Annotated in this window: 15 protein-coding genes; 8 read left to right on the forward strand and 7 right to left on the reverse strand. The window is 47.2% G+C overall.

The window, feature by feature from the left end; translation table 11 throughout:
* The coding region (locus tag RMO52_RS06815; protein ID WP_310412173.1) for an ATP-binding protein at positions 1–396 on the forward strand (396 nt) is incomplete at its 5' end.
* Between the two features lie 40 nt (positions 397–436).
* Here the strand turns inward: RMO52_RS06815 and aroQ are convergent.
* Together aroQ and RMO52_RS06825 are read right to left on the reverse strand one after the other, a co-directional pair.
* Positions 437–916, reverse strand: coding sequence for a type II 3-dehydroquinate dehydratase (gene aroQ, locus RMO52_RS06820; RefSeq protein ID WP_309738832.1), 480 nt, complete (start codon positions 914–916; stop codon positions 437–439).
* Between the two features lie 20 nt (positions 917–936).
* A complete protein-coding gene (locus RMO52_RS06825) occupies positions 937–1,077 on the reverse strand; it encodes a hypothetical protein (RefSeq protein ID WP_309738833.1) in 141 nt (46 codons plus the stop codon).
* A gap of 65 nt (positions 1,078–1,142) precedes the next feature.
* Between RMO52_RS06825 and RMO52_RS06830 the strand changes: the two genes are divergently transcribed.
* A complete protein-coding gene (locus RMO52_RS06830; protein WP_310412176.1) occupies positions 1,143–1,322 on the forward strand; it encodes a hypothetical protein in 180 nt (59 codons plus the stop codon).
* Between the two features lie 71 nt (positions 1,323–1,393).
* Here the strand turns inward: RMO52_RS06830 and pgsA are convergent, their stop codons facing one another.
* Complete coding sequence (gene pgsA, locus RMO52_RS06835) at positions 1,394–1,930, reverse strand: CDP-diacylglycerol--glycerol-3-phosphate 3-phosphatidyltransferase (RefSeq protein ID WP_309738835.1); 537 nt, start codon at positions 1,928–1,930, stop codon at positions 1,394–1,396.
* 319 nt (positions 1,931–2,249) lie between these two features.
* Here pgsA and RMO52_RS06840 point away from each other — a divergent pair, with 319 nt between their 5' ends.
* A complete protein-coding gene (locus RMO52_RS06840; RefSeq protein WP_396134912.1) occupies positions 2,250–2,963 on the forward strand; it encodes a Crp/Fnr family transcriptional regulator in 714 nt (237 codons plus the stop codon).
* 315 nt (positions 2,964–3,278) lie between these two features.
* On the opposite strand, the gene RMO52_RS06845 is transcribed toward RMO52_RS06840, so the two are convergent.
* The 3 genes from RMO52_RS06845 to RMO52_RS06855 all read right to left on the reverse strand — a co-directional run bounded on the left by RMO52_RS06845 (position 3,279) and on the right by RMO52_RS06855 (position 7,167).
* Positions 3,279–4,388, reverse strand: coding sequence for an S-(hydroxymethyl)glutathione dehydrogenase/class III alcohol dehydrogenase (locus RMO52_RS06845; RefSeq protein WP_310412179.1), 1,110 nt, complete (start codon positions 4,386–4,388; stop codon positions 3,279–3,281).
* 155 nt (positions 4,389–4,543) lie between these two features.
* Positions 4,544–6,139: an apolipoprotein N-acyltransferase gene (gene lnt / locus RMO52_RS06850; RefSeq protein WP_310412182.1), complete on the reverse strand. Its 1,596-nt coding sequence runs from the start codon at positions 6,137–6,139 to the stop codon at positions 4,544–4,546.
* 119 nt (positions 6,140–6,258) lie between these two features.
* Complete coding sequence (locus RMO52_RS06855; protein WP_396134913.1) at positions 6,259–7,167, reverse strand: undecaprenyl-diphosphate phosphatase; 909 nt, start codon at positions 7,165–7,167, stop codon at positions 6,259–6,261.
* 293 nt (positions 7,168–7,460) lie between these two features.
* On the opposite strand from RMO52_RS06855, the gene RMO52_RS06860 reads away from it, so the two are divergent.
* Both RMO52_RS06860 and RMO52_RS06865 read left to right on the forward strand, forming a co-directional pair.
* Positions 7,461–8,150 carry a DUF3120 domain-containing protein gene (locus RMO52_RS06860; protein ID WP_309740943.1) on the forward strand — a complete coding sequence of 230 codons (690 nt, stop codon included), beginning with the start codon at positions 7,461–7,463 and terminating at the stop codon, positions 8,148–8,150.
* 65 nt (positions 8,151–8,215) lie between these two features.
* Positions 8,216–9,259, forward strand: coding sequence for an adenylate/guanylate cyclase domain-containing protein (locus tag RMO52_RS06865; RefSeq protein ID WP_309740941.1), 1,044 nt, complete (start codon positions 8,216–8,218; stop codon positions 9,257–9,259).
* Between the two features lie 318 nt (positions 9,260–9,577).
* On the opposite strand, the gene RMO52_RS06870 is transcribed toward RMO52_RS06865, so the two are convergent.
* Positions 9,578–9,802: a ferredoxin-thioredoxin reductase variable chain gene (locus tag RMO52_RS06870; protein ID WP_309740938.1), complete on the reverse strand. Its 225-nt coding sequence runs from the start codon at positions 9,800–9,802 to the stop codon at positions 9,578–9,580.
* A 317-nt stretch (positions 9,803–10,119) separates the two neighbouring features.
* Here RMO52_RS06870 and RMO52_RS06875 point away from each other — a divergent pair, with 317 nt between their 5' ends.
* The 3 genes from RMO52_RS06875 to RMO52_RS06885 form a co-directional block, all read left to right on the forward strand.
* Positions 10,120–10,545, forward strand: coding sequence for a nuclear transport factor 2 family protein (locus RMO52_RS06875; RefSeq protein WP_309740935.1), 426 nt, complete (start codon positions 10,120–10,122; stop codon positions 10,543–10,545).
* Positions 10,546–10,726: 181 nt separating this feature from the next.
* The gene (locus tag RMO52_RS06880; protein WP_309740933.1) at positions 10,727–11,293 is read left to right on the forward strand and encodes a photosystem I assembly protein Ycf4; all 567 of its coding nucleotides are present in this window, start codon (positions 10,727–10,729) and stop codon (positions 11,291–11,293) included.
* Positions 11,294–11,464: 171 nt separating this feature from the next.
* Positions 11,465–11,834 (forward strand): VWA domain-containing protein (locus RMO52_RS06885; RefSeq protein ID WP_310412188.1); only part of this gene is annotated, 370 nt, incomplete at its 3' end.

An 11,834-nucleotide genomic window follows, 5' to 3' on the forward strand; every position in this document is an offset into this window, starting at 1 on the left:
ACTTTTACCAATCTAATTGGCAATGCAATTAAGTTTTCACCCAGAGGCAGTACTATTTGGTTTACGGCGAGTAAACAAGCTGGTCAAATGTTATTTCAAGTTCGCGACAGGGGGCGGGGAATTCCACCTGATAAATTAGCAACTATTTTTGAAAGATTTCAACAGGTAGATGCTTCTGATGCTCGCAGCGGTGAAGGGACTGGCCTAGGTTTAGCAATCTGTCGCAGTATCATCGAGCAACATGGCGGTCATATCTGGGTCGAGAGTGTTTTAGGTGAGGGCAGCACGTTTTCGTTCATTTTACCGCGCTCTCCTTCAGCTCAAGATAGCAATCCCCACAGCGGTTTGAGCGGCACTCCCGCTTGGGTTGGCTATGTGCCTCACGATCGGGTTTAGTAGGAAGGCTTTAGGCTTTAGGGGGAACTAGAGAGGCACTTCAGCCGCCGCTGGTGGCTCTTAATTGCCGTAAATGCACGATTAGGGCTTGCAACCCTAACTGATAACTATGCGCCCCAAAACCACTAATCTGACCGATAACGATCGCCGCTAGATATGAATGGTGCCGAAATTCTTCGCGCTTGTAAATATTACTTAGATGTACTTCCACTGTCGGCATCTGCACCGCTGAAATCGCATCCCGAATAGCAATACTAGTGTGCGTATATGCTCCAGCATTAATCACAATGCCGTCGTAGCGATCGTGAGCCTCATGAATCGCATCTACCAGCGTACCTTCATGGTTGGATTGGAGCGACGAGATCGTCGTGTCTAGAGAGTTACCCAACTCTACCAACTGGGCATCGATCTGAGCCAATGTCGATGCACCATAAATTCCTGGCTCTCGCAACCCTAACAAGTTAAGATTTGGCCCATGCAGGATTAGTATGCTCAGATCCCCAGCACGATCGGTCATCATCTGCTAATTTTAGATCCCGACTATCGCGATCTCCGCATTCTGTCATCGACAGGGATGGGAATCAATTCAGGTTCTGGCTGCATTTCTGGGCCGAGGATCGCTTCGATCAGTTTGCCTGCCCAGTGCTTCAACTTTTCGAGCACTCTTTCGATATAATCCATCAGATAGCTTACTCCAAGAACGATGTAGCCCATCTCCCGAGATCTACTAACCAACTTGAGAGCGGTTGAGTACGATCGTTTTTCGGTTTAGGTCTCTTACTGTTACCTATTGTAAAGGTAAATCTCAGGAAGATGTGCGGTCGGTTCGAGTCGCGATCGGCAAAATTTTGACTCGATCGCGGCTCGCAAGTCAGTCAGGGTATGCTTTAGAGCCAGATTTATCTCCCTATTTGCGAATTTATTAAGTAAATATTAAGATCGCTACTTTCACTTTTTTCAGAGGATAATTTTTTGGTATCTAAGGCTACAGTCCCCGCTAGGGTTGAGTTTTTGCTGGGAAAATATATACCAAGCCAGATATGAGAGTCAAAGCCACCGCTACCCAAAAAGCTACTAATCCATAAAAATGCCAATTCTCGATCCGCCACGGTAGCGGTGCTGAGGAAATTGGGGCGATCGCGATCGCCACAGCGACAATTTGACTGACAGTTTTGAGCTTGCCCCAGATGTTAGCACCACTAATCTGCGCTTGCCCGACGCGCCACCCAGCGATCGTCAATTCTCTCGCCAAAATCAGACAGACGCCGACTGCGGGGACTAGATGTAAATCGATCAGCACCAGTAACGGAATCAAAATTAGTAACTTATCTACCAGCGGATCGAGAATTTTGCCCAGATCGGTGACTAAATCTAACTTTCGGGCGAGATAGCCATCCAACCAGTCAGTTAGTGCCGCTACGATAAACACCCCAAACCCCAGCCACCGGATGCCGATCCGATCGCTATAAAGACAATAAACTACCACAGGCAAGCCCAGCAGTCGCGAAAGTGTGATGGAGTTTGGTAAATTCATAGTCACAAGTGGTGGAGAGAGGGTAATTTACGGGCATACTAGTGGAGTCAGCCTTCACTAGCACTACAGATACACACGACATCATATCGGCATTACCAAGCAGATCTGCGAACAATGTGAGAGTGCGATTGCCCTGAGTTTTGCAAATAAATATGTCAAGTTCTAGGAGCGAGTTTAACGACAATATCTAGATCTTAGATCTGTAGTGGAAACGCTTACAGATCGATAGTGGCATCGATCGATTAGTTCCGCAGCGATCGCTATTTGCCTAGTGCAATGGCGGCATCCGTTCCTCCTTCAGTAGATTGAAACCAATAGTATGGACAATAGACACAACAACGTTCAAACTCCAGCACAACTCTCAATCCAAGAGGCGATGGCTTCAGTGCCATTTTTGAGCGAGTTGCCAGCCGCAGCGGTTGTCCCAGTCATGGCTCACGCCGCAATTCGCACTCATCCCGCCAATCAAATGATTCTACTGGAAAATGACTGGGGTAGCTCGGTTTACTTTGTCTTAAGCGGCTGGCTCAAAATTCGGACTTACAATGCGGACGGGCGGGAAATTACGCTCAATATTGTCGGTAGGGGCGAAATCGTCGGCGAGATGGCAGCACTAGAGCAAGTTCCCCGCTCTACCGATGTTTTAAGTCTAACGCCAGCGACGATCGTCAATATCCCGGCGGAGGATTTTGTGCGGTTGCTGCATACCGAGCCGCTCGCTGGAATGCGGCTGGCGCAACTGATGGCGCGACGCTTGCGTCAAGTCAATCGCCGCCTCCGCTTGCGCGAGTCGAATAGTGCGTCGCGCGTGGCGGATACGCTGTTATTTTTGGCAGAAGGACAGGGGAAAAATGTTTCGACAGGCATGGAAATCCCCAATTTACCCCATCGAGAACTCAGTAGCATGAGCGGTTTGGCACGCGAGACAGTGACGCGGGTATTAACCAAAATGGAAACTGCCGGACTGATCGCCCGCGATCGAGATATCCTATTAATTCCCAATGTAGCGGCATTAGAAGCGAGTATTGTTTAGGAGGGGATAGGGAATAGCTAGTAGGGTGTGTTATCCCGTCAGGGTAACGCACCGCCCAAGTTAAAAGTCCCAGTAGTGGCTCGACACTAAAAATGTGGGTAAAGCGATCGTCAAACATATTACTAGGGATAGTAGCCTGTAGTGGGACGACACGACTAAAAATGTGGGTAAAGCGATCGCTCAAAATGCTACTCATTGTATTTTTCAGTAGGGTGGGCACTGCCCACCACATAGATTTCAGCCATCCTCTAGTTAATAAATAGTCACCTCTGCCTACTTGAAAATCGGCTGTTTACGGTTAAAAGTAGTCTAATTTTAAAACGTGAGAATCGATCGAATTGACTTACCCTGACGCATCAGATCGAAAGCATCATTTACCCGATCGATCGGCATAATTTCACTCACCAGATCGTCGATATTAATCTTCCCATCCATATACCAATCGACAATCTTAGGCACGTCTGTCCGCCCTTTAGCGCCGCCAAAAGCCGTACCCTTCCATACCCGCCCCGTTACCAATTGAAAGGGTCTGGTGGCGATTTCTTGCCCCGCTCCAGCTACGCCCACGATGACGCTCACCCCCCAGCCTTTATGACAGCATTCGAGCGCCTGACGCATCAGCCCCACATTCCCGATACATTCAAAACTATAGTCGGCACCACCTTTAGTCAGATCGACTAAATACGGCACCAGATCTCCCTCTACTTCCTTGGGATTGACAAAGTGCGTCATCCCAAATTTTTCCGCTAGGGGACGTTTAGCCGGATTGATATCCACCCCGATAATCATATTTGCTCCCACCAGCCGCGCCGCCTGAATTACATTCAAACCGACTCCACCCAAGCCAAACACCACCACATTCGCCCCTGGTTCGACTTTGGCAGTATTAATCACCGCGCCAACCCCCGTCGTCACTCCACACCCAATCAGGCATACTTTCTCAAACGGGGCATCGGGACGAATTTTAGCCAGCGCAATTTCAGGAACTACCGTATAGTTGGCAAATGTCGAAGTCCCCATATAGTGATGCAGCATCTCCCCCTCATAGGAAAACCGACTGCTCCCATCGGGCATCACCCCGCGCCCCTGCGTAATCCGAATCGCCTGACAGAGATTAGTTTTGCCACTGAGACAATAATCGCAGTTGCGGCACTCTGGCACGTATAGCGGAATCACCCGATCGCCCACTTGCAGGCTCGTCACACCCGCCCCAATCTCCACAACGACTCCTGCCCCCTCATGCCCCAGAATCGCGGGAAACAAGCCTTCTGGGTCGGCTCCAGACAAGGTATAGGCATCGGTATGACACACCCCTGTCGCTTTGATTTCGACTAGTACTTCCCCCGCTTGTGGTGGTGCGAGATCGACGGTAGTAATTTCGAGGGGTTTACCTGCTTGGAAGGCGACTGCGGCTTTGACTTGCATGGTGACGGTACTGTATGGACTATCTACTATTCAAACAGATTTTGAGGTACGGCAATTGCTCACGAGCGGTTAAGACATGCAAAAATCCTTGAAACCCAGATCTGTCCGCAGTAATATGGCAACAGCAATAGGTAGCAATGACTATGCAGACAAGGTTATTTCCTTATTTGGATTGGCTGCTGCTGCTTGTTGGAGAATCGATCTAAGATTAACCCGATCGCGAACAATAGCGGTGTCAACCAGTTACCATAACGAACGTATAAAGTTTGAGTCGATCGACGATAAACTCGATCGGCATGTACGGTAAATTCATCGAGTTTGGAAATCCATTGCGTGCGCCCATGCGGATCGATAATCGTAGAGTAACCCGTGTTACTTGCATTTACCATCCACCGATCGGTTTCGATCGCGCGCATCAAGTTGAGCGCGTGATGTTGTGGTGGCATTCCACTACTATAATGAGCATCATTGGATGCCGTAATTATTAACTCGCCCGTCTGAGCCTGACGGCGAAAGTTTTCAGGATAGGCGGAGTCGTAACAGATGCCAAAGATAAAATTACCAAATGGCGTGTGTACGATTTGGTCGAAGTTGCCAGCAATTAAATTTAACTCGAATGGTGAGATCGTACTAATAAATTTACCGACATATTGCTCGAAGGGAATATACTCGCCTAATGGGACTAGTTTTGATTTATCATAGCGGCCGATAACTCGACCATCACCGCCGATCGTCAAAATACTATTAGTCATCTTCTCGCCAGCTTGAGCGAATCCACCGAGAAATACTGGGACTTTTTGCGCCAATATTGCTTGATAAAAAGGCGTGCGCTTAATTTGACTTTCTGTATAAGGTAATGCTGTTTCTGGTGTTACTACTGCGGCTACTCCTTGTTCGACAAGCGATCGGTAGCCATTCGTATATCGCTCCATTGCCAAATCGTATCCAGACTGATAATGTCTGATTTCATTACCGATACTACCTTGAATAACCCCGATTTTTAGACCAGGATCGATCTGTATCAATGCCCGATTCGCTAAGCTAGATCCAATTAGATGCAGAATAATCAATGAAGCAATCGCACTACCAAAATAAGGAAGTCCATACCGAATTTTTTGGAATATTTTCAAATGACGACCGCATTCGATTGCTAAATATCCCTCAGCAATTAGACCATTAAATAACACGATCGCCCCAGTGACTGTCGATGGCCCTGCTAATTGTCCGAGATGGAGAATATCTAAGTTATGTGGACTTTGGCTCATTGCCAGTGATGTCCACCATAAGTTAGTGAGACTATATAACTCTTCTAATCCACACCAACAAGCAGTACCCAAAACTACTCGAACCAGTGGATTTAGGTATGACTTAGAGTTGATAAGTTGCAAACTCAGCATCCATAATACTGCTAAGCTTGCGCCCCAAAGGGTAACAAAAGTCACGCAAAAAGTTGCAATTCCCAAGCTCTCTAAATAAGAGACACCCATCCACATCATCGGATGAATGCCAAACAGCCAACTCAATCCCAGTCCATAGCAGCCAATCCCCCAACATAAGGCATAAAGTATCGGCGTAAAACCTTGGTGACGACAGCCTAAATACCACAGTGGTGCGAGCGCCACCCATGCCAGATACCAAGCTTCGACGGGTGCGAATGTCATCCCCATCAAGACGCCGCTTGCCAGCGCCAGCACCATCTCGAACAGCTTGGGGGTAAATTTAGTTAGTGGTTTTCGCGAGGGTATGAGCATGAGTAATGGGTAATTCGATCGACCGAAGCTAGTGTATGAAAATAACTAATTTTTGTATTGTAATTGTAAATCTTGGTATCCGGATCCTACTCGATCGTCAAAATAGCATCAAAAGAAAACTAATTAATCAATCCACCAAAGGCTACTGCTGTTAGAATTGCAGTGCCAAAAGCTAATCGATAGCAGATAAAAATAAAAGTATTATTGGTTTGTAAAAACTTGAGCAACCAGGCAATCGACAAATAAGAAAAAACTGCCGCCGATAACGTCCCCACAATTAACGAAACTACGGAAACACCACTAAATCCCGTTTCCAAGGCACTCTTGAGTTCCGAAACACCAGCCAGCGTAATCGAAGGAATACCTAATAAAAATGAAAATCTCGCTGCTGCTGCCCGTTCGAGACCGAGAAATAACCCCGCAGTCAAAGTAGCACCAGAACGCGAGCAACCGGGAATTAATGCCAAACATTGCCCCAATCCCATCCACATTCCATCAATGATTTTGAGCTTATGTAAATCTCGATCGCGTCTGCCAATTCGTTCGGAAATACCTAACAAAATAGACATAAAAATTGAAGCACAAGCGAGCGCACCCAAACTACGCAATGGTGAATGGTCGAAGTCTTTAATATATATTTTAATTAATAAACCGAAAAAAACAATCGGGATCGTCCCTAGCACGATCCCCACAGCCATTTGAAACTCCAGAGAGCGATAATCTTTTTGCCCGATGGCTGTGAATGCACCCGTAACTACCGTGACAATATCGCTCCAAAAGAACCAAATTACCGCCGCAATACTACCCAGTTGAATAATTGCGGTAAATGCCACGCCAGGATCGCCCCAGTGCAGAGCTTCAGGAACTACCTTCAGATGTGCCGAACTACTAATCGGGAGGAATTCCGTCACTCCCTGCACCAATCCGAGAAAGATGGCTTGGAAAATATTCAGATCGGCTGAGAGCTTATCACTCCCAGCCGCTGGAGTGGCAAGTGTGGCGGTGGCTGTTAATAAGAGGATCGCCATTGTTACCAAGACAAATAGCGGGAATTTAGATCTCGATCGGACGATCGACAAATTCTTTAGAATCATTTAATTAACGGGTAATTAGGTACTGGTATCTTCCCACCGATCGCCGCTCTGCGTAACAAATATTAATGTCTGGCAGCAGCACTTCTCATAATCGTAATTCTTGAATTATTGCGTTCCTAAGTTGCTAGAGCCATACCGGACGTGGTTTGTCAGATTGCTTCACAGCAATATAGCTCATATAATATCTTTATATAAATAAACATTAAGTCACCAATATCTATATTACTTTGCTTAACTCCAGCTATAAATCCAGCGAAACCAACGGTACATGGCGATGGCAGCTCCAGGGGACTTGGGGTGTTTTTGCAGCAGCAGCATTTTTAGTATCTGTGCCTGTCTTTATTGAAGCTCCTCTGGTTCGGAATTACCCAGTGCTGAGTGTTGTCAGTACGATCTTGTGGGTGTGCTTGGGCGGGATCCTCAGCCAGCGTCCTCGCAGCCAAATGTGGGGCGATTTGATATTGGGGTTTAGTTGGAGTTGGTTGGCTGGAGCAATTTATTGGGGTTGGTTTCGCTGGGATCCAGCGATTCATTTACCGATCGAGTCGATTGGGGTACCATTTGCGGTCTGGGCACTATGGCGAGGCTTTGGTAAAATTGGCGCTCTATTCTATCTTGGCTCTCTCGTGGGCACGGCTATTACCGATTTATATTTCTATCAAGTTGGCTTGATGGAACACTGGCGACAGGTGATGCAGGTCGATCCTGCCCTCGCCATGCCGATCTTACAACAAGCGATCGTCCAAGTTCGCACGCCTTGGGGGACAGCCTGGGCAGTGGTACTCGTGAATTTGCTATTGGGTGTGGGTATAATACCTTTAGGAACAAAGCAGTGGCATTGGTACGCCTTTAGTGGCGCAGTTTTAACAACCATCGTCGTCGATAGTTTGTTTTTGTGGGTTGCTAGCCATGCCTAAATTATTTAGATTGTGAGCCAGCCGACCGCCGATCCACTAGTTCACCGTCATATCATATCCCAACCGTGAACCAGGGCATCTCACCATATCTGATTCTAAACACCGACAACGGTCAACGCCAGCTATCACTCGTTGATGGCAACTGCTGGACTGTGGGACGTGGCGATGACAACCAATTTGTCGTCAAAGATCGCTGTATTTCTCGCAACCATGCGATGATTCAGTACACCGATGCTGGCGACCACTACCTGATCGATTTGGGCAGTAGCAACGGCACTTTTGTCAACGGTCGCCGAGTCAGTATTCCCGTGACTATCCACGACGGCGATACGATTACTTTCGGTCAAACTGAATTTGAATTTCACTGTCCGCGAGTGGATGGATCTCTGGGTCTCGATGCCGAAGGCACTCTCGATGGTACCGTTACATCAGTACTGCATCTTCGCAAGCTGATGTCAGTAATGGTCGTAGACATGCGAAATTTCACGATTTTGACCCGTCAGACCAATGAAAACCTACTATCCGAGGTGATGAGTACCTGGTTCCGCAATGCCGGAGCGATCATTCGCAATCGCGGTAGCTGGGTCGATAAATACATTGGTGATGCTTTGATGGCGCTATGGTTCCACAATGGCGAGACTGTCACCAAGCAAGAGATGATGAATATTCTCCTAGCATTAGACGACCTCAACAAAATGACTCGGGAATTGAGCCAGCAGTATCCATTACCCTTCGAGCTAAAAATTGGTGCGGGAATCAATACGGGTCACGCGATGATCGGCAATGCTGGCAGTAGTGACAGACCGGACTACACTGCTTTGGGCGATACAGTGAATGCGGCATTTAGACTAGAAGCAATTACCAAAGAACTCAACGCCGAAATTGCGATCGGTTCCTCTACTTATCGCTATCTTGCACCCTTACTAGGCAAGCATCGCGTTTTTAAAGAATGCTCCGTCGATCTCAAGGGTTACGACGCTCCCGCGATCGTCCATGCCACCAATTTTGGCCCGCTGAATGCCTTTTTGCAACTAGCCAATAGTCAAGGTGCTGCCACTCAAATCGTGCAGCCACAAACCCAAATTAATTTAACTAAACCGATGGGCTAGAGTTAGTCGCAATTAAAATCCTTTTCCACAGATTTATTCGATACTAGTAAAACTTTAATTCTCGATCTTTGATTCGATCCTGAGCAGCAAGTTTTTCAGATCTATATCTAGAAGACTAATAACTAAGTAGGCAAATGCAGCTACTTATTGAATAAATCGTGCCTAGAACCTAGATGGTGGGCAGTGTCCACCCTACTGGGACTAAGTAGGTAATGCAATTATTTATTAGATATACAATAATGCCTAGAGCCTAGATGGTGGGCAGTGCCCACCTACGAGATCTTCAGCGATCGAGCATTCCCAAATCTACATTTAGATCTAAATTACTTCAAGTTCATCCGATCGCATGTGCGCCCGTAACTTGTCGAGGTCGAACTTCACCACGAGCGGAAAATTGGCACTGACAGGGCGACCTTTCCATTCTGTCGCAATCTTATCGATCGTCCCCTCTAAATTGTGAATATCTACAGCTTGACCGCGATTTTTGGGATGATGATAAATGATTACAGATGTATTGACACGAACGCGGTCGCCTACTTGCATGGTCTTAAAATACCTATGTTTAGTGAAAATCAATGAAGTGCGATGTCCCTGGCTGGATCGAGCTAGCTGCTTTTTTGTCTAATTTGGGTCGATCGCCAAAACTTAATCGGTAGCTTACCATTCTCGCATAATTTAGTCTCGGTCGCGATCGGGATTTGGGAATTTAGCAACGGTTAGGGATGGAAATCAGTGCTGCGCCACTGTCAGCAATTCCAAGGGTGGAAACCTTAGAGTCGAGCTAATCGCAGAAGTCGATCGGGCCTAGCTGATATAATAGAGTGCTTTAATGACTATTAACGCTACCAAAAGCCACAATAATGGAAACCAAACCACCATTACCACCATTTACCTTAGAAACCGCTACTGCTAAAGTCCAAGCGGCTGAAGATGCCTGGAATACTCGCAATCCCGATCGGGTAGCGTTAGCCTATACTGAAGACTCGGAGTGGCGGAATAGATCGGAGTTTTTCAGCGGACGCACGACGATTAGAGAGTTTCTGGCTCGTAAGTGGGCGCAAGAACTCGACTACCGCCTCAAGAAAGAACTCTGGTGTTTTATGGAAAATAAAATTGCGGTACGGTTTGAGTATGAGTACCACAATGAAGCGGGTAAATGGTTTCGGGCTTACGGGAATGAAAACTGGGAATTTGCGCCCAACGGTCTGATGATGCGGCGGTTTGCCAGTATCAACGATCTGGCAATCTCAGAAGCCGATCGCAAATTTCGCTGGGAACGCAGTTAACGCTTGGGGTATTCGGGTAGAGAGCGTACCTGAATGACTGCTTGATTAAATGAAGAACCGTAAAAATTCCGATCGAATCCGATCGAGTTGTGGGTAGATCGGTAATAGTAGGTAGAGATACTCGCGATTGTGCTCGGCACATGCAGCGCGAACGATGTAGATCGAAACTAATTTATTAAAAATGTCTAATCCATCAATCACTGTCGAGCAGACAGTTTTGTCCCAACCCGTTTTGGGTTCGCGCCGTTTTAGTAACTACTTTTGGGCAGTTATTGTCTCCATTGGGGGGATTGGCTTTCTGTTAGCTGGGCTGTCTAGCTATTTCAAAGTTAACTTACTCCCGGTGAGCAATCCACTGTCATTAGCATTTATTCCGCAAGGGATCGCTCTGACTTTCTACGGTGTTGCAGGTACTTTGCTCGCTACTTACTTGTGGGTGGCGATCGTCTTAGATATTGGCGGCGGTTACAATAAGTTCGATCGCGAAGCTGGCGAGATTACTATTTTTCGCCATGGTTTCCCCGGTAAAAATCGGCGGATCGAACTCAAAAGTAAGCTTGCTGACGCTCAAGCAGTCAGAGTCGATATCAAAGATGGACTCAGCCCCCGCCGCACCCTTTACGTGCGGATCAAAGGTCGTCGGGAAATCCCCCTCACTCGCGTCGGCGAACCAGTTTCACTGACTGAACTAGAAACTCAAGGAGCAGACTTAGCGAGGTTTTTAGGGGTGCCGTTGGAGGGACTTTAGGAGATGGGAGATGGGAGATGGGAGGTTTTAGGCTTTAGGCTTTGGGCTTTGAGGATTAAGAGAACCGTGACAAACATACTATTACCCATTACCCATTAACCCTCTCCCCTCTCCCATCTACCACCTCCCATCTGATACGATATAGTTACGAAAAATGTGGAGTTGAATCCGATGCAAGTTGCGCTCGAAACCATTATCAGCGATCCGCAGATCGATATCAGTCAAGGTAATAATCAGCGTCAGCTCTCGATCGAAGTCTCAGCTCTAGCCGAACCGGAAGATCGTCAATTACCATTAAACTTGTGTCTGATTTTAGACCATAGTGGCTCGATGAAAGGTACGCCCCTGAGTACGGTCAAACAAGCCGCGCAGGAGCTGATTAATGGCTTGAAACCCGAAGATCGGTTGTCGGTAGTCGCATTCGATCATCAGGCGGAAGTCATCGTTGCCTGTCAGCAAGTTACCGATCCGACGGAGATTTTTGCCCGAATCGACAAGCTGCAAGCCGCAGGTGGTACCGCGATCGATGCGGGGATTAAAC

Source organism: Chamaesiphon sp. OTE_8_metabat_110, assembly GCF_031382685.1.
Classification (GTDB): Bacteria; Cyanobacteriota; Cyanobacteriia; order Cyanobacteriales; family Chamaesiphonaceae; genus Chamaesiphon.